The organism is Spirochaetota bacterium (genome assembly GCA_017999915.1).
Taxonomy (GTDB): Bacteria; Spirochaetota; UBA4802; order UBA4802; family UBA5550; genus RBG-16-49-21.
Window position 1 is genome coordinate 253,666 of sequence record JAGNKX010000003.1, and the last position, 18,649, is coordinate 272,314.

The 18,649-nt window shown below is 54.0% G+C and carries 16 protein-coding genes and 1 pseudogene; 11 read left to right on the forward strand and 6 right to left on the reverse strand.

What is annotated here, in order from left to right; genetic code table 11:
* Nucleotides 1-83: 83 nt before the first annotated feature.
* From KA369_06760 to KA369_06790, 7 genes are all read left to right on the forward strand, one after another.
* The gene (locus KA369_06760; GenBank protein ID MBP7735659.1) at nt 84-485 is read left to right on the forward strand and encodes a cyclic nucleotide-binding domain-containing protein; all 402 of its coding nucleotides are present in this window, start codon (nt 84-86) and stop codon (nt 483-485) included.
* 49 nt (nt 486-534) lie between these two features.
* Nucleotides 535-2,010 (forward strand): HDOD domain-containing protein, encoded by a 1,476-nt coding sequence (locus KA369_06765; protein MBP7735660.1) that lies wholly within the window; start codon nt 535-537, stop codon nt 2,008-2,010.
* Between the two features lie 60 nt (nt 2,011-2,070).
* A complete protein-coding gene (locus KA369_06770) occupies nt 2,071-3,342 on the forward strand; it encodes a DUF1295 domain-containing protein (GenBank protein MBP7735661.1) in 1,272 nt (423 codons plus the stop codon).
* Nucleotides 3,343-3,618: 276 nt separating this feature from the next.
* Nucleotides 3,619-4,191, forward strand: a complete 573-nt coding sequence (locus KA369_06775; protein ID MBP7735662.1) for a DUF2781 domain-containing protein — start codon at nt 3,619-3,621, stop codon at nt 4,189-4,191.
* 263 nt (nt 4,192-4,454) lie between these two features.
* Nucleotides 4,455-6,371: a HAMP domain-containing protein gene (locus tag KA369_06780; GenBank protein ID MBP7735663.1), complete on the forward strand. Its 1,917-nt coding sequence runs from the start codon at nt 4,455-4,457 to the stop codon at nt 6,369-6,371.
* Nucleotides 6,352-8,451, forward strand: a complete 2,100-nt coding sequence (locus tag KA369_06785) for a FecR domain-containing protein (protein ID MBP7735664.1) — start codon at nt 6,352-6,354, stop codon at nt 8,449-8,451. The genes KA369_06780 and KA369_06785 overlap by 20 nt, the downstream gene beginning before the upstream one ends.
* Before the next feature lie 4 nt (nt 8,452-8,455).
* Nucleotides 8,456-9,469: a hypothetical protein gene (locus KA369_06790; GenBank protein ID MBP7735665.1), complete on the forward strand. Its 1,014-nt coding sequence runs from the start codon at nt 8,456-8,458 to the stop codon at nt 9,467-9,469.
* 44 nt (nt 9,470-9,513) lie between these two features.
* Here the strand turns inward: KA369_06790 and KA369_06795 are convergent, their stop codons facing one another.
* Nucleotides 9,514-9,921, reverse strand: a complete 408-nt coding sequence (locus KA369_06795; GenBank protein MBP7735666.1) for a hypothetical protein — start codon at nt 9,919-9,921, stop codon at nt 9,514-9,516.
* Between the two features lie 129 nt (nt 9,922-10,050).
* On the opposite strand from KA369_06795, the gene KA369_06800 reads away from it, so the two are divergent.
* The gene (locus KA369_06800) at nt 10,051-10,620 is read left to right on the forward strand and encodes a nitroreductase family protein (GenBank protein ID MBP7735667.1); all 570 of its coding nucleotides are present in this window, start codon (nt 10,051-10,053) and stop codon (nt 10,618-10,620) included.
* Between the two features lie 49 nt (nt 10,621-10,669).
* Here KA369_06800 and KA369_06805 read toward each other — a convergent pair whose 3' ends face one another.
* The 3 genes and pseudogenes from KA369_06805 to KA369_06815 form a co-directional block, all read right to left on the reverse strand.
* Entirely contained in the window at nt 10,670-11,470 is an 801-nt protein-coding gene (locus KA369_06805; protein MBP7735668.1) for a hypothetical protein, read from the reverse strand.
* A gap of 138 nt (nt 11,471-11,608) precedes the next feature.
* A pseudogene (locus KA369_06810) lies at nt 11,609-11,803 on the reverse strand (hypothetical protein).
* Between the two features lie 149 nt (nt 11,804-11,952).
* On the reverse strand, nt 11,953-14,484 hold the full coding sequence (locus KA369_06815; protein ID MBP7735669.1) for a methyl-accepting chemotaxis protein: 2,532 nt from the start codon (nt 14,482-14,484) through the stop codon (nt 11,953-11,955).
* Nucleotides 14,485-14,904: 420 nt separating this feature from the next.
* Between KA369_06815 and KA369_06820 the strand changes: the two genes are divergently transcribed.
* From KA369_06820 to KA369_06830, 3 genes are all read left to right on the forward strand, one after another.
* Nucleotides 14,905-15,801, forward strand: a complete 897-nt coding sequence (locus KA369_06820) for a molecular chaperone Tir (GenBank protein ID MBP7735670.1) — start codon at nt 14,905-14,907, stop codon at nt 15,799-15,801.
* A 118-nt stretch (nt 15,802-15,919) separates the two neighbouring features.
* The gene (locus KA369_06825; protein ID MBP7735671.1) at nt 15,920-16,945 is read left to right on the forward strand and encodes a tetratricopeptide repeat protein; all 1,026 of its coding nucleotides are present in this window, start codon (nt 15,920-15,922) and stop codon (nt 16,943-16,945) included.
* A gap of 24 nt (nt 16,946-16,969) precedes the next feature.
* Nucleotides 16,970-17,491, forward strand: a complete 522-nt coding sequence (locus KA369_06830) for a DinB family protein (GenBank protein MBP7735672.1) — start codon at nt 16,970-16,972, stop codon at nt 17,489-17,491.
* 105 nt (nt 17,492-17,596) lie between these two features.
* Here the strand turns inward: KA369_06830 and KA369_06835 are convergent, their stop codons facing one another.
* Together KA369_06835 and KA369_06840 are read right to left on the reverse strand one after the other, a co-directional pair.
* Entirely contained in the window at nt 17,597-18,025 is a 429-nt protein-coding gene (locus tag KA369_06835) for a TIGR04076 family protein (GenBank protein MBP7735673.1), read from the reverse strand.
* 52 nt (nt 18,026-18,077) lie between these two features.
* Nucleotides 18,078-18,506, reverse strand: a complete 429-nt coding sequence (locus KA369_06840) for a winged helix-turn-helix transcriptional regulator (protein MBP7735674.1) — start codon at nt 18,504-18,506, stop codon at nt 18,078-18,080.
* Between the last annotated feature and the right edge of the window lie 143 nt (nt 18,507-18,649).

Sequence of the window (18,649 nt, forward strand, 5' to 3'; positions counted from 1 at the left end):
CTTATAATTCTTGACATGATCAAGGATTTTCATTTACTATTCTGGCAGGATGGCTGTATAGAATAATAATTACAGGAAGACCCATGAACATATATGATTTCGTACATAATGTTCACACCCAGCAATTCAAGTCGGGCGATGTGATCTTTTCGCAGGGCGAGCAGTGCAATGGCAGTATGTATTTCATATTCACCGGGGAGGTCGCCATCATAAAAGGCCTCGACAAGGCCCAGCGCGAAGTTCGCCGGATGCGAAGCGGGGAGTTTTTCGGAGAAATGGCCCTCATCGGCTCAGAGCCCCGGGCGGCCACGGTGAAGGTCACGTCCCATGAAGCCAAGCTGGGCATAATCGACGAGCCCATATTCTATAAGCTTGCCAAGAACAGCCCGGAATTTCTTTTTGCCCTTCTCAAGGCCGCTATCACGCGGATGGTCGAACTGGATAACGCGCTTGATGAAGCCCGGAGGAACGAGCCGCAGGCATGAGACGGTTTGCGATCGCGTCATATCGTACATTTCACAGATAAGAGGTCATATGGGCGGTATCGATAAAAAAGCAATTAACGATCTCATCAGGAAGCGGCAGCCTTTTTCCCTTTCCTTCAAGTTCGCCGATCTGAATACGATCATGACCATCGACGGTATCTACGCGAAGATTCTAACGGCCCATGACCAGCTTTATCTTCTCAACTCGGTCATCTCCATCATGAGGGAGGTGACGGCCAACGCCCAGAAGGCCAACGCCAAGAGGGTATATTTCATCGGCACCGGCCTCAATATCAAGGATCCCGGCGATTACAATAAAGGAATGGAATCATTTAAAAGCCAGATCATGCAGAAACCCGATGAAATGAGCGCCCTTCTCAATAAGAGCGACTTTACGGTCACTTTCAATTTCGGCATTTCCGACAGAGGCATCAGGATAAGCGTCAAAAACAACGCCGCGTTATTGCCCCGGGAGCTTGAGCGGATCAATCTCCGGCTTGAGGCGGCGCGCAAGTATCAAAACCTGATGGAGGCTTTTAACGATATCGAGGACCCGACCGAGGGGGCCGGGCTTGGAATAGCCCTTGTCGTGGTTACGTTGAAAAATATAGGGATCGACCCGGCTCTCTTTAAAATAGAGAGCGTGGCGCAGTCGACCGCCGTAACCCTGGAAATTCCGAGAGAGATCAAGCCGGGGGGCACCGTATCGGTCGTCAAGGATCGGATCCTCAAGGACATCACCGACCTGCCGCCGTTCCCGGCCAACATAGTCAGGATCATGGGGCTGTGCGACGACCAGGATTCCTCCCTTGACGTCATCGCGGAGGGCATCCTGTCGGATCCCGCCCTCACCACGAGCATTCTGAAATTGTCCAATTCCGCGGCCTTTGTCACGGCGAAGCGCAATGAAACCGTGAACGAAGCCGTCAAGATCCTGGGAATAAAGAACATCCGGTCCCTGATAATGGCGAGCGGCGCCCGCCGCATACTGGAAGAGCGCTACTCGATGTACGAGGAGATATGGGACCACTGCACAAAGGTCGCCTGTTACGCCAGGCTCATCGCCCAAAAATTCCACGGCCAGGGCGCCGTTGAGCACGCTTCCCTGGCGGGTCTCCTCCACGATCTCGGCAAGATCATCCTGTTATCCACGGACCCGGCGACGGCCAAGAGGATCGCCGAAGAAACAAAAAACAGGGAGCTGATCACGGAAACATTCATGGAGGAAATAGCCATCGGCATCAGCCATTCCACCATCGGCGGACTGGTGGCTGAAAAGTGGAATTTCCCCGGCTACCTGGCCGAGGCGATACAATGCCACCACGACCCTCTGAAAGCCTCCCCGGCTAACGAGGCGGTCGTAAATTCCGTATACCTGGCGAACATGTTCTGCGGCATTGAGACGAGAAAATACGCCTTCCATTATATATACGGAAGCGTTCTGGAAAAATACCAGCTTTCCGATGAAAAAGCCTTCAAAGAATACCATGAATTTTTAAAGAAATCCTACAGCTCCTATCAATAATACGGGTGAAGCCCCCGGGATATGCGCTGAGGCAAATTATGACGTGAGAGAGAAACGCCCATGGCGTTGGCAGCAAAAAAGAACCTTGAATTCGGCGGACCCGCGGGGAATGTCCTTATAATGATAGGGCTTCCCGCATTGATCTATTATCTCTACTTTTGCGTCAGGTTCAACCATGGCGATGTCATTCCGGGGAGCGACATCGATTATCGCCCTTTTATTTCATTCCTCGACAGTATCATTCCCACCTGGAAGGCCGCGCTTATTTTCGGCTCATGGCTGATATTCCAGGCGCTCCTCCAGGCATTCCTGCCGGGGAGGACAGTGCAGGGCGTGAAACTGGAAGACGGCAGCCGCCTTGCCTACAGGATGAACGGTCCGGCGTCCTTCATTATAACCATCGCAATCCTGGGAATCCTGGCCGCTACCGGCGTTGTATCCGCTGATATTGTCTATGATAATTTCGGCGCCCTGATAAGCGTGATCGTCGTATTCGTGTTTATTTTCAGCTTGTTCTTATTCCACTATGGGAAAATGTCCGGGCAGGCGGGCAGGCCTTCCGGCAGCAGGATCCATGATTTCTTCATGGGGGTGTCCCTCAATCCGCGCATTCCGCCGGTAACCGGCTTTGACCTCAAGTTTTTCTGCGAGGCCAGGCCGGGCCTTATAGGTTGGCTCGCGGTGAGCGCATCCTTCATGGGCGTTCAGTTCACACGGAACGGCTTCGTCACCGAGGCCATGGCGCTGGTGGTGGCCTTTCAGTTCCTCTATATCGCCGATTATTTCCGGCACGAGGAGGCGATACTCACCACCACGGACATCGTCAATGACAGTTTCGGCTTCATGCTGTCCTTCGGCGACCTGGCCTGGGTGCCGCTGACCTATTCCCTGCAGGCCTTCTACCTCATTGAGCACACCCACGATCTGCCCGCCTGGGGGATCGCGCTGATGGTGATCCTGAACTGCGCCGGGTACTACCTCTTCCGAGCCGTGAACATCCAGAAGCACCGTTTCAGGACCGTGCCCGGGTACCGGATCTGGGGCAGGGAGCCGGAGTATATCCAGACGGGCCAGGGGAACAGGCTCCTCGTTTCCGGCTTCTGGGGATGGTCGCGGCACTTCAATTACGTCGGCGACATCATGATGGCCCTGGCCTGGTGCCTGCCATGTCTGTTTGACTCCCCCTTGCCGTACTTCTATGTTATCTACTTCACGATCCTCCTGGTGCACCGCCAGCGAAGGGACGATACAAAGTGCGCGGCAAAGTACGGCAAGGATTGGGATGAATACCGGAAGCGGGTTCCCTGGCGCATACTGCCGGGGGTATACTGATTGCATAGGGCCGGGAGTTGCTTTCGCATACAGGGGACAGGATGTCCCCGCCCGCCATAGTACATGGATGTACTATTTTGGCGGGTAAGCGAAAGCGGCTCTCGGCCCTATCATGCACTTACAATTGCCCATAACGAATTTACAACATAAAGGTGTAAAGATATATTACAAGGGGTAGATATAATAGTTCAAACGTATCGTATAAAATGGCAGTACGAAGGCGGGGTAAGCTGCCGCCTTCTTTAAATACAAAATATACAAAACGGAGGATTTGCCATGTCTGGTATCGATGTACTTCCCCTGCGGGAACGCAAGGGGGACTGGATCTTCATTGTCTTTTTTTCCTTCTTCGTATTTTCATCCTTCGCCTCTGACCTGGTCAACGGCGTGATGACCCCGTCGCCCCAGAGCGATTATTTCTGGGCCCGGGCCGTGTACAACCTCTACGCCGTCAACAATGATCCGCTCCTGATCGCCAACCCATCCTGGATGAGGGCCATGTGCTTTCTGTCGGCCTTCGTGTTCGGCCCCTTTTATGTGGTGCTGGTCTACTCGTTCATTAAGGGAAAGAACTGGGTCAGGCCCTTCGCCCTTGTGTACGCCGGGATGATCATTGAAAGCATGATCGTCATTCTCTTCGCGGAATTTGCCGGCGATGCGACCCTTTTCAGCCAGGTATGCCAGGGCGGGGTCAAGACGGCTGAGGAGCTGGCGAAGATCGGACTAAACCAGGACCTCAGGGTACAGGACCCCGTCAAGTTCCTGGCCTTCAATTTGCCTTACAAACTGGTCCCGTTGATGCTGGCGGTGCGGATGCGAAAGGAACATCCTTTCAGCCGTAAGTTCTGATCAGCCGGAATATATTCCCCGGCCGCGGCCTTCGGCCGCGACCAAAATAAGGATGAACATTGTGAGGCACAATACCCCGCAGCTTGCTGCGGGGTATTGTTTATTTTCCCGGGAAAAGGATTCTGTCGCATACGCATGCAATTATGAATGAAATAAAAAAACAAGATTAATGGCTGTTTCTCCCAAATCATTGTTGATGATTTAATCCGGCATCGCTACAATGACTCACCGGCTTTTCATTCTACTACTAAGAAGTGATGATCATGGCAAAAAAGAAGAAGACTACCAGAGAGAAAGAAGCGAAAAAGCCTTTGCTTAAGGGAAGGTTCAGGTTCACCATAGGATTCAAGATGATCACCATCATTTCGCTGATCATCGCCACCGCGCTCTTCGGCATATCCTACCTGGCCACCTATTTCTTCAGGCAGGATTACGAGCTCCGCATCAAGGAGAACAGCCATGAGATCGCGCGAACCATAGCCCTCAAGGTGCGGTCCGATTTTACCGCCATAGTCAGGCAGGCCGATTACCTGGCTTCAGTCCTGGAGGAGAGGGGGAGCGGGGACCATGAAAAGGCGACCCTCAAGGAGCATACTTTCGGCGAAGACAACCGCATTGTCTTCGTCGCCCTGGTGTCGAGGAACGGCGATGTCTTTTCGACGGATATCTACGCGTCCCACAAGAAATTCCTGGAGCAGAACAAGCTCACGGAAAACGATTTCTTCAATGCCATAAAGAACGATAAGAGCTCGCTGGTGAATGTCTTCAACGGCGACACCATCGTCAACAACGCTTCCCTGAACTTCAAGATTCCCATCATCAGCATCGGGGTGCCGTACCGCTACAGCGCTCCCTCCAAGGCTTCGACGATACTGGTGGTATACGTGCCGATGACGCTGTTTCTTGAATCGGTCAAATCGACGGGGATCACCAAGAGCATGATCGTCAACGGGTTCGGCGACGTTCTGGCCCACCATGACAGCTCCCTCGTCAGGGCCAAGACCAATTTCGTCAGTCTCCCCATCGTCGACGGCATGCTCAAGAGCAAGGCGGACAACGGTCTCCTGCGGTATGCCGACGGCAGCGGCAGCTATTTCCTGGGGGCCTTCTACAAGACCGGCTTCGGCGATACCGGCATCATCTCCACGGCCCCGGAGGACAAGGCTTTCGAGGCTCTCTACCGAATACTATGGAGGAATGTCCTCATAACGCTCATAGTGCTCAACGGCGGCATCCTGATCGTGTATCTCTTCTCCAAGACCCTAACGCGGCCCATCAAGCGGCTGGTGACGGCCACCCAGGAGATAGAGAAGGGCAATTTCCACGTTGACATTAAACGCACCGGAAGCGACGAGGTGGGCGACCTGACCGATTCCTTCGTCAAGATGGGCGTCGGGCTGGGCGAGCGCGAGCGCATCAAGGACGCCTTCGGCAAGTTCGTCAACAAGGAGCTCGCGGACAAGGTCCTGCGCGGCGAGCTCAAGCTCGGCGGCGAGAAGATCGTGGCGCCGGTGTTCTTTTCGGACATTCGGTCCTTCACGGCCATCTCTGAGAAAATGGATCCGGAAGAGGTCGTCGAGTTCCTCAATGAATACATGACGAAAATGGTGGACTGCGTCAACCGGACCGGCGGCGTCGTGGACAAGTTCATCGGCGACGCCATCATGGCGATCTGGGGAACGCCCGTTTCATCGGGTAACGACACGGAAAACGCCGTCAATTGCGCCCTCATGATGCGCCAGACCCTCATCGAACACAATATTGGACGCGGTGCCGCGAAAAAACCGATAATCCAGATCGGCTGCGGCATCAACACGGGACCGGTCATCGCGGGGCAGATAGGCTCTCACGAGCGGATGGAGTACACCGTCATCGGGGACACGGTAAACGTCGCTTCCCGCATCGAGACCCTCAACAAGCCCTTCGGCACCGACATCCTTATCTCCCAGGACTCGCACAAGCTGGTCGAGGGCATCTTCAACACCGTGTCAATGCAGAAGATCATGATCAAGGGAAAAAGCAAGCCCCAGCAAATATACGCGGTCCTTGGCAGAAAGGACGATCCGGCCGCGCCGAAGACGCTCCCGGCCCTGCGCAAACTGCTGGGCATCAAGGCACCGTCCATGAAAGAATTCGACCCGAACCAGAAAGAAGAGAAATATGAAATTATTCAAGACTGACAGAATCGTACCCCTTGTAACGCTAAGCCTGATCGTTGTCTTTTCCTTCATGCTCTACGTCGATTTCACCAGAACCTATACGAGGTCCAAGGCCGATGAGATCGGCGTCCTGACCTTCAAGCAACGCAGCGCCGAGCGACGCTTTGCCGAAGAGGTGCTGTGGGAAACCATCGAGCGCAACTCAAAGGTCTACAACTGCGACTACCTTCGGACCACCGAGGACTCGGGTGCCGTTGTCCGTCTCAAGGATAATTCAAACATTGAGATCGGCGAAAATACCCTCATCCTGGTCTGTTACTCCGACCAGGGCGTGCAGATCGGCCTGGACCAGGGCTCCATCGCGGCCCGGAGAACCTCGGGGAGCCGTGAAATGAAGATCACCTCCGGGAACGCCTCGGTCAAGATCAAGAAGGGCGTTCTCAGCATGAATAAATCTAAAGAGGGCATCGACCTGTCGGTCTCCTCCGGTAAGGCGGACCTGACCGTCGAAGGCAAAAAGGAAGAAGTTGATTCCGGCAGCGCGGCACGGGTGACCGGGAACAAGGCGACGATCGATAAGATCGGCGCGCGCCAGGTCGCTCCCGAGATCAACCAGTATTACGTCACGGCGGGAAAGGACCAGGCCGTGACCTTCACGTGGGAAACGGAAGGAGCGCAGCAGGTCCTTCTCCAGGTTTCAAAGGACAGGTCCTTCGCCACAATCGCCGGGAAAACCGGCGGCGCGGGCAAGAGCGCCGCCTTGAATCTCCCGGCCGGGACCTATTACTGGCGTCTTATAGACGGGCAGGGGAAGGCAGGACCGGCGCGGAAATTCAGCATCGTGTCGGATCGCCCGGCGCTGGCGGTGTCCCCCGCCGCGGGCCAGCAGTTCCTGTACCGCGAGAAAAAGCCATATATCGTTTTTAAATGGAAGGAGTCGCCATCAGCGTCGTCCTACACCGTTGACATCGCCAAGGACCCGTCGTTCAAGGATACGGCCCTTTCCCTTCCCAGCGACAAGGACTCTATCGCGACGAACGCCCTGTCGTCCGGGACCTACTTCTGGCGCGTCCGCAGCCTGTACGGATTCAGCGCCGATGCGGCCCTTGTAAGCCAGCCGCAGCAGTTCATCATTTCCCCGGCCGGCGAGCTCAGCGCTCCCGAGCAGTTTCTCCCGGGGAACGGTGAAACGCCGTCTGACCTTTCTTTCGAATCCGGTACCGCCCTGTTCAACTGGCAGGAGGTGCGGGACTATGCTTCGTACGATTTCCGCATCGCCAGGGACAGGGACTTCAAGGATGTCGTATATCAGAAGAAGGTGCCGGCCAATTACCATAAACCGAAACTATCCCTGCCGAAGGGCACCTATTACTGGTCGGTAAGCGGGGTGACGTCCTCCGGATCATCGTCTCCGCGTTCCGCGCCGCGGACCTTCACTGTCGTCAAGGCGCCGCCCCCGTCCCTCATCGGTCCCGATCAGGGCGCGGCCATCAATGCCATCGGTACGCGGGAAGTGGTTTTCCGCTGGAGCGGCGCCAACGGCGGCCAGCGCTACCGCTTTGAGCTGTCCAGGTACCGCGATTTCAAGTCTCTCCAGCGCGCCGACACGGTCACGGAGCTGACCCACGGCATCGCAATGCCCCCGACCGGCGTCTATTTCTGGCGCGTCAAGCTGCTGAATGGAACAGGCGGAGTCGTATCGGCGAGCGAATCGCGTCAACTGATCGTGACGGAAGATCTTTCTCCTCCTGCGGGGATCTATCCTGCCAGGAATCAGGTCGTATCCATAGAGGACAGGAGCGGCCTCGTCTTCAAATGGGACAAGGTTGAAGGCGCCACGCACTACCGGTTCGTCCTCAAGCAGATAGCCGGCGGGAAGGAAAAGGCGCTGATGGGAGCCACGGTGGACACGACCAGGTACAAGCTTAAAAAGATAGAGCTCCTGGACGTCGGCTCCTTCGTGTGGGAGGTGTCGGCCCTCAGGCAGAAGGGTGAAGCGGTATCGGCCCGAAGCAAGACGGAAAGGAGCTACTTTTCCATAAAGCTCGGCAAGAAGCTCACGGCGCCCAAGATCAAATCTGATATCATCTACGTAGAATAAGACCATGAAAAAACGCACATTCCGAGAAGCGATAGTGATTATAATCATGACGGCGGTCCTTCCCCTCGCCGCCGAGGAGACACGGCAGGTACGGATCGAATGGGAGGCCGTCAAGGGCGCCCAGGGATATGTCGTGCAGGTGAAAGACGGCGAGGGCAGGGAGGTCGCGAAAAAAACCGTGACGCCCAGTTACGCGGTGATCGACCTCGCTCCCGGCTCGTACAAGATAAAAATATCAGCCCTGAACGTTTTCCTGAAGCCGGGCAGTAGCTCGGACTGGGCCGATATAATCGTGAAAAAGAAGGAACAACCGAGGGATGATAGCGAGGGGGGCTCGTTGACCCAGATCGGCAAACTGGGTAAAGAGGCTCAGGATTCGTCAAATGAAGAGGCTTTAAAAAAAGAAGAGGCCGTCAAAAAAGCGGAGGCCCTCAAAAAAGAGGAAGAGGCGCGCAGGAAGTCCGAAGGATATCCCCGCGGCGTGGCTGGCCTGGGGCCCCTTGATATAGCCTTCGGCGGCAGCTTTCATTTCCCGGTCACCGGCTGGAAAAAGTATCTGAACTATTCCCCGGGCGGCCATGCGATGATATCGTACAGGCTGTCCGGCATTGAGGCGGTGAAGAATATTCCCGTGCTATCCAATTTCGGATTCGCCCTCACAATCGGCGTCGTACCCTTTGAAGGCAAAACCAGGGACCAGGCTAAGATGTCCCTGATGGCCATCTCTCCCGGAGCCGGTCTTTTCTATGATTTCAAGCTTGGCACCGTCAAATTGTGGGCCTTTGACCTGCGCCTGGCCGGTCTCGTGGGCGCCTCTTTCACGAACCTGAGCATACAGGGCATCTTCCCGAAAAATAAAATGATAACCAGGCTTTACTACGATCCCCAGCTTTCTTTCAGGTTCGCCTATGACGGCTATTTTTTCATGGAAGCGGGATGCGATTACCAATCGGTGCTCTTCAGCGGCGAGCCCCTGTCATCGGTCTATCCGTTCGTACGGTTTGGCTTCAGATTGTAGCGCGGGCCGGATGGAAATCGGTTCTATGGATCGGCGGTCTGAGGTTAGTTTGTTATGCAGGTCACTGTCACGTTGGTTATATTGACATTACGGATGGTGCCGTTCCCGTTTGTTGGGGTGCAGGTTTGAGTCGCCGGCTGTGAAAACACCGTGACGCTGTAGGTCACGTTCCTGTGAAGGGGAGTGACGAATTGGAAGGTTCCATCCGATGTAATGGTGATGTCATCGGCGCCGTTGTTCTGCAGCACAAGAGTGCCTGTGAGGCCCGTCACCGTGCCGCCGATGGTGAAGGTTTTCAAGTAATCAAAGATCAACGCCATCAAAAACACCTTGCCCCTGGGCGTGTCGACCGTATCCCAGGCGTTATCCCTGTCGCAGCCACCGGAAAACAGTATTCCCGCCAGCAGTGCCGCCGCCAGGAAAGCGCTTGTAATTTTATTGGTTGATTTCATAGTGCTCAGGTAGATTTTTTTATTTGGCCATTATGCGGTCACGCAATGCTGCGATCAGGCCTGTCATGGTGAATATGGTAAAAGAACCGCCAACAGGCATCAATTAAAATATATCATGACGAGGGCGATATGGAATATAACGAGTTGCTGATGAAGAGACGGTCGGTTCGGGCATACCTGGATAAGCCGGTTCCCACTGAGCTGTTGAAGGAAATCATAAAAGAGAGCACCTGCGCGCCCAGTTCGGGCAACAACCAGCCGTGGAGGTTCGTTATTGTGAACAATACGGCGAAGATGAAGCGTATCTCCGATGAAAGCAAGAAGAACCTGCTTTCGAGGATCGAGGCGGATCCGGCGATCTATATCAAGAGGTATGAACAAGCCCTGAGGAATGAGGATTACAACGTGTTTTATAACGCGCCCTCCCTCATCATCCTGGCTGGCCCGAGGGATTACCGGAATCTCAAGGTGGACTGCGCCCTCTGCGCGGCCTATCTCATGAACGCAGCCGCGGCCCACGGATTGGGTACCTGCTGGGTAAACCTCGGGTCGGATATAAGGGACGCAAACCTTCTCGGGGAGCTCGGAATAACGCCGGACCTGGCGATCGTGGCGCCCATCATCGTAGGGTATCCCCAGGGCATTCCTCCCATGCCCAAGAGGGAGGAGCCCGTCTTTTTAGGGATAATCGAGAGCTAATCAGGCGATTGCCATTCCTCCAAGGCGCTGTTTGAACCGTATCATTGGATCACTCCCTGAAATCACGGGGCGCCGGGGCGAAACCGTTGGCGGCGGGCCAGAACCTGTTTTCCCTTTCACAGGAAGCGATGCCTTTTCGGCAGAGCTCCTGGCGCCATTCATATTTCATGATGACCTTGTCGGTCATGGTCTGTTCGGGCTCGAAGGGGACCTCCCGGGCGGGGGAGTAGGTGGTTTCGCCGAAGCCGGTCCCGGCTTCACTTTCGGCGCTTGCCCCCTTCTGCTTTTCGGAATAGTTCCTCTTGCGGTCGCTCCGCGACCCTGACCGGTAATCATCGCGGTACGGTGTGACCGGCGTCACGTTGCACTGCTTCTCACGGTATACTCCCACGGCGATAGTGCCCATGGCGGAGCCGTCCGCGAAAGCCCTCTCCGCGTATGAATCCGACTGCTCGGTGAAATAGAACCGGTTCGTCCGCTCCATGGAGGTGCGCCAGCCATTGAAGGTGTTCGATGAATAGGGCTCGATGATGTACATCCGCTCGCTGTTCCGGAGGTATGATTTTACGCCGCTTATGATGTTCCTCCCGTCCACGGCGATGACCACGGCGATGCGACGACCCGTCCTGTTCGTCACCTCGATGGAATAGCGATCGCCCTTCACGGCCTCCATGTAGTAGTAGGCGCCGGCCCCGCACGTCCGGGGAAAGGCGCGATATCGCGGTAAAACTCCGCCACTGTCAGATATGACGCGCACGTCAATTGCTTCCTGAGCCGGCCTGGGGGAATATCCTGCAGCGGGCGCGATTATCATGATCGATAGAACAATGCACATTAATAGCTGTTTCATGATTGCCGTCTCCTGTACCTTTTCTTTGAGAGTATGACAGTCGAAACAGCGGGGAAGTTCTCTGTAAAGTAGCGGATCAATAAAAAAAGGGGCCTTTTCTGAAGCCCCTTTCATTTTAAGGAAGTATGATACCGGTTAGCACTTTTTCACGTTTGCCGCTGTGGAGCAGGACGATGTGCCGGTGATCTTGCATCCTCTGTTTTCGCAGGTTTTCCTGTCGGCCGAGGTGTCTTTTCCTGAGGGTGACGCGCACTGCTGGCAGGAGCTGCCGGAACCGCAGTTGAAGCAGAGGCCCGAGTCGGCAGTCACTTGCACCGGGGACGTGGAAATCATAAAAGCGGAAAGAATGACGAGCGAGGCGAATACGACGATCTTTTTCATGCTGTGTACCTCCGTTGATTTTTGATGACTATTGCGGATAAATCCGGAATTGTCAATAGTAAATTATTATGTCTTGATCAAAAAGAACCGGCAGGGAGGCCTCATACCTTGAAATAATCCACCGCCTGCTTCAGCGCCTCGGCCATGGAGGCCAGGTTTTCCGACGTGCCGGAAAGCTCCTCGGAACCGGACGCGTTGGCCTGGGTGAGCTCGTTGATGTTGGTCACGGATTTTACGATCTCGTTGACTGCATTTTTCTGCTCCTCTGTGGCGACACGGATATCGTTGGAGAGGCTTCCGGCGTATTCGGCCTTTTTGTTAACGTTTTGATTTATCTCGGTTTGGGCCCGCATGAATTCCGTGATGGAGCTCATCATCGACCGCATGGTGGTGACGCCCTCGATGATCATGCTGATGGTCTCCACGGTTTTCTGGGAATTGGTGATGCCGCGGGCCGTTTCCTCCGCGTTGTTCTTGATATGGCGGTCGATATCCTTGATCGAGGTGGCGGTCTGGTCGGCAAGCTTGGAAACCTCGTCCGCGACGACCGCGAAGCCGCGTCCCGCTTCACCGGCCCGGGCTGCCTCGATGGAGGCGTTCAGGGAGAGGAGGTTGATCTGCTCGGATATCCCGGTTATGATGCCGAGGATGTTGGTCATCTCGTTGGAGCTTTCGATGATCTTGGACATGCTCACGCTCATCTCTTTCAGGAGCTGTTCCCCGTCATGGGCCTTGCCGGCCACCCTGTCCGCAATGGAAAAGGCGTTCTGTATCTTCACGTTCATCTCGTCGATCTTGCCGGACAGGTCCGCCAGCTGCTTGCCGAGGGTGTCCATGCTCTCGTATTGTATGAGGGCGCCGTTGGTTACGCTGTCCATGCCGGCGGCCATCTCCTCGACGGTAGCGGTCACTTCTTCCGCTGACGAGGCCTGGTTCTGGGCGTTGTCCGAGAAGGTCATGACGGTGGCCGACATCTCCGTGGATGACGACGCCAGCTCGTCGGAAATGTTCTTGATGTTCCGCAGTGCGTGGCGGAGGCGCCGCATGAAGGAAATGAGCTTGATCGACATCCTTCCCACCTCGTCGTCGGAGAGCACCGTCAGCCGCTGGTTCAGGTCGCCCTGGGCGATATTTTCGATGACGCGGGAGTATGACTCCAGGGGCTCGAGCTTCTTGTTGATGAGAATGAACATAGATATCCCGACGGCCACAAGGCCGAGGATGGATATCAGAATCATCACGATGCCGGAACCCAGGATCCTGCCGTCTATGTCCGAGAGGTATATCGTTGCCAGGGTGTTGAAACCATACCGTTCGCTTTTTTTATTGAGCTGGATTTTGTGTTTTCCCTCCCATACATATTCAAGGATCGATCCGCTGGGGAGTTTTACCAGTTTTTTGCCCCAGTCGAATTTTTTCGCGTCTGTCATGAGAATCTTGCTCTGGGGATGGGCCATACACAGAAAGTCCCGGTCGACAATGTAGGTATAACCGGTGTCGCCTATTTTCTCCTGGCCTATGAGGCGCTTGGTCGCGGCGGCAAGGTCAAATGAGAGACCCATGACACATGTCGTCACCTTGCCATCCTTGATGGGGACGCACATGACCATTGCAGGCTTGCCGTTCACGGGCGACAGGTGGGCCCCGCTCAGGGTCGTCTCGCCCTTTTGGGACCGGGTGATGCAATCGGCTATTTCGGTTTGCGTTATCCGGCCGCCGGCCAGGGCGGGCGTGGAACCGCTGAGTATGGCCGGTGCCGCCCCGGCAGTGGCTATGAAGGCGTATTCGTAGTAATCGCTCTGGCTTACAAGCTTTTTAAGAAGGGCGCCATGGTTCCCGGCGCCCCGGGCGCGGCCGATCCCGGCGTCGGCGGCCAGGAGCTTCATTTCAGCCGCTTTCTCGTCAATGAGGGTTTCCACGTTCTTTTCTATCGTGGACGAGCTCTTCCGCATCTCCTCTATGAACATGTTCTTTATCAGGTTGTGGCTCAGGTTTAAGATCGCGCCTGATATGAATATCAGCATGAGCACGATATACGATATGACGATGTAGGTGAGGGGCAGCGATAGGCGTTTTTTCTTTTCTTTTGATGTATCTATGTCGCGGTTAAGGGCCCCCAGGTCGGCGATAGACTCGATGAACCGTTCCGACATGCGGTAATAGAGAATGGCGCTGAGGACCGTATTGAACAGCAGCAGCGCCACCATGTTAAAGAATTGCACGCCTGACACATCGGTGAGGAGATGGACAAAGATTATGAAGGCGGGCATGATGAGACACCATCGCAGGACCGCCATGAAGCTGTGCATGAAGGGAAAAGCGAAAAATGCCTTGCGCGAGGCTCGATATTCTTCTTCCTCTACCTGAATTCCGTTAACCCATTTTATGAACGTTTCCTTGAATCCCCCAATGGTGCGCCTGTTTATTATTACGGACGAAATCAGCGCCGCAACGGTCCCAACGGCAAGGGCGCCGATGAAGATAAGGTTTTTCTGAATTCCCATGTTGAGCTGGTACAGTAAGATCGCCGTTGTTACAGGGACCAGAATGCAATAACTGATACCTTCGGAATAGATCAACATCCGTTTCATGGCGGTGTTGAAGGAGGCCATTTTTATTTCTGATTCGTTCATTGAATTCTCCATTATATTCAACGTGATCTCTTGGGTATAGGTTATGAAGGGCTTGCTATACGGTTATCGTCATTGTATCAAGATAGTACAAGCCTGGCCGGAATAATAGTATTATTTGTAGCATATACTCAAATCTTACTATTTTATCGTTAATCGTCAAACTCTTTTTTTCTCATCATTACCGCTCACCTTGTTCCGGAACCGGGTGAAAATTTTTTACCGATGCCGGGGCATGATGATTATATATTTATTTGAAAGAATTTCAGGGTTTTTGTATCATTGGTTGTATCCGGTCCTTTTGAACGCATGGTTACCCTGGTTTGAGACGGCCCGTATCCACAAGAAGGCAGCCGGTGAGTAGAGCAATAAGCAAGGTCCATGATTGTATGATCTGATGATCTGATGCCATGAGGGAGAATAATGGAAAAGAAATTTCTATCAATAGCGGTACTCGCCGTATTTATTTCAGGCTGCTCCACCGGCGTTATAGAAGACGGCAGGAACAGCGGCGCTGACCGTTGCGTAAAGGGAAATTGCGTGAACGGCACCGGGACCTTTCATTATTCCGATGGGAAAATATATGAAGGGCAGTGGAAAGAGGGGAGCCCCGACGGGAAAGGCGTGATAACCCTTTCCGACGGCTCCAGGTACGCGGGGATGTGGAAAAACGGTTTCAAGAACGGCCAGGGGACCCTGACCAATCCCAATGATGACAGACTGTCCGGTATCTGGAAAGACGATAAGCTTCTCCTGGGCTATGTGGTCATCACCTTCCCGGACGGGACCCGTTATGAAGGCCAATGGAGGAACAGGGGGATCGGCGGCAGGGGTGTCATGGACTATCCCGACGGCGGCAGGTACGAGGGAGAGTGGAAGGATGGCAAGCGAGACGGTACGGGAACCTTCACGACCCGGGCCGGATTCAGCTATTCCGGGCAGTGGAAGGACGACCGGTGTCATGGAAAGGGAACCATGGAATCCGGGGACGGCAGCGTCTATTCAGGCCAGTGGCTGAACGGCGTGTTCAACGGGGAGGGGACCATGACCTATCCCGACGGGAGCAGGTACAGGGGCGGCTGGAAGGATGGGAAGTATGACGGTATCGGCGCCTTCACCAGTCCCCTCGGGGAAAGGCACACGGGGCAATGGAAGGACGGCAAACCCCATGGGAAGGGGACCCACATGCAGCATACGGGAAGGATGTACAAGGGTGATTGGAAGGACGGCAAGCCCCATGGATGGGGGGCTTCATATGACGCCAAAGGCAGGCTGGAATTCGAGGGACGATGGGTTAACGGCGAATTCGTGGGTAAATGATTTTTTTATCGAACGCTGGCAAAACATTATTCGACAAAATACCCCGTAGCTTGCTGGGGGGATTTTATCGTGCTTGACTTTTTCATAAAATATACGAAGCTATCAACATGAGGTTGCCATGGTAAAGAACTGTCTGTATAGATGCAGGGCCTTGTCTTTCTGTGCCATCATCTGTTTTGTTGCCGTTGCCGGATCGGGGCCGGGTACGGCTATGGGAGCCGCGGCCCGGCAGAGCGGGCCAGAGCCGCAGAACATAGCCTTCGATTTCCTGGACATGGAAAAGTCCTTTGGCGCCGGTCCCATCCACTTCGAGCGTATCAACGATATCATCGCGAAGGCGAAAGCGAGGCTTCCGCTCAAGTCCGCGTACACCAGGGACGAAGCCCTTGCGGTATTGAAGGGCATCGATTCCCTCCTAAAGGGTGAAGGCTTTGTGTTCAGAGATAACTTTCTCCTGTGCAAGGGCCTTGATAAAAAAACCATTGACTGTGACAACTACTGCACCGTCTACACGGCCATCGCGGAAGTGCTGAAAATCCCCATCGTGCCGGTCTATGCGCCCAATCACAGCTTTGTCCGCTTCTATCTCGATGACGGCGCCTATGTCAACTGGGAGACGACAAAGTCGGCGACTTATGATGATAACTATTACATCAGGATCCTGAAAATTTCCGATGTTTCCCTCAAGAAAGGCGTGTACCTGAAAACCCTCGGAAGGAACGAATTCATCGGCGTGGAGTTCAATAACATCGGCGCATACCTGATGTCGTCGAAGAAATTTCTCGAGGCGGTTCCCTATTTCAATTCGGCGCTGCGGCACTACCCGAAATTCTCATCAGCCTATCATAACCGCGGGACTGCCCTGTACGCGTTGGGCCGCACAAAGAACGCCCTCAATGACCTTTCGGCGGCCCGCGTCCTGGACCCGAACAGGGCCAGCACCCGCATCACCCTCGGCGATATTTACCTTGACCTGAAGGAGTATGCCCGGGCCGAGGAGGAGTACCTGGCTGCCGTCAATCTCGATCCGGGCAACTACATTCCCTATAACAACCTGGCCCTGATCATGAAGGAAACGGGCAGGGAGGAAGAATCGCGCCGATGGTTCAAGAAGAGCCTTGAGGTCAAGGGGCGCAAGAGATAAAACCAGGCCACAGGAGGAGGCTCCATGAGAAACATTTTCCATACCCTGGCGATGTATAACCGGAGCGTCAATGAAGCCATGATGGAGCTGCTGAACGGCCTCTCCCGCGAACAGATCATGGCGGACACGAAGGCCTTCTTCCATTCGATCTTCGAGACATTCATGCATAACATCGCCACCGACCTTGTGTGGCTGCGGAGATTCCAGGCGATATATCCTGACACCAAATGCCTTAAGGATAACGCGCTTCTCTCCCTGGACGATCACCAGATCAGGGAAAAAACCAAAGGAGACCTCCGGTACATATTTGAGCTCCGGAAGCAGGTCGACGCCCTGATCGAGGAATTCATCCATGAGATAAACGACCAGGATTTCATCCGCGGCATCCAGTATAAGAACATCAGGGGGGAGCAGATGGACAAGCTCCTCTGGCAGGTCCTGCTGCACTGGTTCGTGCACCAGACCCATCACCGGGGCAATATTTCGGTAATGCTCGATATGATCGGCGTGAACAATGACTTCTCGTCATTGATCTCAAGGGTGTAGTGCATCATAAAAAAGCGTCGAGGCCGCGGGGCAGGGTCCTGATCATTAAAGCAGGTCCACCCGCCGGCCTCCCGGCTTTTTTGCTGAATGACGGCGAATCCTATCCTATTTTTTTCGGTCTTCCATGCTGTACCGCAGTATAATCCGCCCCCAGCCCCCGCATTTTACGCCCACATCGAAACATCCGGCATGGTTGAACTTGATCCGGTTTGGATCGACGCCGTTGTACATGAGTTCATTGCTGGCGAAAATAACGGGCAGCATGGCCTGCAGCGCATAAATACAGACCTTTTTAGGGTTCAGTGCCGTGATGAGATTTCCGGCCCCATCGAAGTAAAATCTGTCACCGACCTTGTGATGGCTGTTGCATCCGTTGGATTCGATGACCTCGAAGACTATCGTTTTATTCATCAATTCGGGCGCCGTGGCAAGAACGGCTTCGTTGGCGGGATTCTTTTTGAACAGGACCATCTCCTCGTCAGTATAACCGAGATGTTTCTGCATTACCTCATACATTTTTTCGGGCGCATTCATGGTGCAACCTCCTTTGTGATTAGTTTGACATCAAACAATATGCCACGAGGCATTACGCCTCCATTGTTGAGTTAATCTTGGACAAAAGCGTTACCAGTGTCTCCTTCTCCCTTTCGCTGATGTTTTCATAGGCCTTTTTTCTCAGGGTCCGCGATATTTCCATGATGTCCGGCTTCAGCGCGTTCCCCTTGTCGGTGAGGCCGATCCAGGTAACGCGGTTGTCATCAGCGTCCTTTCTTTTTTTTACATAACCGAGTCGAACGAGCTTGTTGACCAGGGCAGTGATCGTTGATTTGTCCTTGTCGATATGGGCGGTGAGGCCCGTCATCTGGATCTCCCCGTGAAGTATGAGAGCGCCGATTATCTCGCCGTGGGACGGGGCCAGTCCCCTGATCCCGTGCTTTTTAAGCTCTGACTGCAGCAGGCGGTTGGCCTTGTAATTGATCCTTCCAATGAGGAATATGATATGATCCTTGTTCATGGATGCATTTAGTTTGATATCAAACAAATTGTCAAGTGTTTTTCATGATTCAAGCCTGTCCGGGCTTTTCCATGTTGATATGGAACTGGATGGAAATCAAAAAATTCTTTGTTATCATATATTTTATTGACAATACATTTTTT

Bases quoted from the DNA above. Each gene is read 5' to 3' on its own strand.
- KA369_06760 (MBP7735659.1), top strand. From the start codon at position 84: ATGAACATATATGATTTCGTACATAATGTTCACACCCAGCAATTCAAG.
- KA369_06765 (MBP7735660.1), top strand. From the start codon at position 535: ATGGGCGGTATCGATAAAAAAGCAATTAACGATCTCATCAGGAAGCGG.
- KA369_06770 (MBP7735661.1), top strand. From the start codon at position 2,071: ATGGCGTTGGCAGCAAAAAAGAACCTTGAATTCGGCGGACCCGCGGGG.
- KA369_06775 (MBP7735662.1), top strand. From the start codon at position 3,619: ATGTCTGGTATCGATGTACTTCCCCTGCGGGAACGCAAGGGGGACTGG.
- KA369_06780 (MBP7735663.1), top strand. From the start codon at position 4,455: ATGGCAAAAAAGAAGAAGACTACCAGAGAGAAAGAAGCGAAAAAGCCT.
- KA369_06785 (MBP7735664.1), top strand. From the start codon at position 6,352: ATGAAATTATTCAAGACTGACAGAATCGTACCCCTTGTAACGCTAAGC.
- KA369_06790 (MBP7735665.1), top strand. From the start codon at position 8,456: ATGAAAAAACGCACATTCCGAGAAGCGATAGTGATTATAATCATGACG.
- KA369_06795 (MBP7735666.1), bottom strand. From the start codon at position 9,921: ATGAAATCAACCAATAAAATTACAAGCGCTTTCCTGGCGGCGGCACTG.
- KA369_06800 (MBP7735667.1), top strand. From the start codon at position 10,051: ATGGAATATAACGAGTTGCTGATGAAGAGACGGTCGGTTCGGGCATAC.
- KA369_06805 (MBP7735668.1), bottom strand. From the start codon at position 11,470: ATGAAACAGCTATTAATGTGCATTGTTCTATCGATCATGATAATCGCG.
- KA369_06815 (MBP7735669.1), bottom strand. From the start codon at position 14,484: ATGAACGAATCAGAAATAAAAATGGCCTCCTTCAACACCGCCATGAAA.
- KA369_06820 (MBP7735670.1), top strand. From the start codon at position 14,905: ATGGAAAAGAAATTTCTATCAATAGCGGTACTCGCCGTATTTATTTCA.
- KA369_06825 (MBP7735671.1), top strand. From the start codon at position 15,920: ATGGTAAAGAACTGTCTGTATAGATGCAGGGCCTTGTCTTTCTGTGCC.
- KA369_06830 (MBP7735672.1), top strand. From the start codon at position 16,970: ATGAGAAACATTTTCCATACCCTGGCGATGTATAACCGGAGCGTCAAT.
- KA369_06835 (MBP7735673.1), bottom strand. From the start codon at position 18,025: ATGAATGCGCCCGAAAAAATGTATGAGGTAATGCAGAAACATCTCGGT.
- KA369_06840 (MBP7735674.1), bottom strand. From the start codon at position 18,506: ATGAACAAGGATCATATCATATTCCTCATTGGAAGGATCAATTACAAG.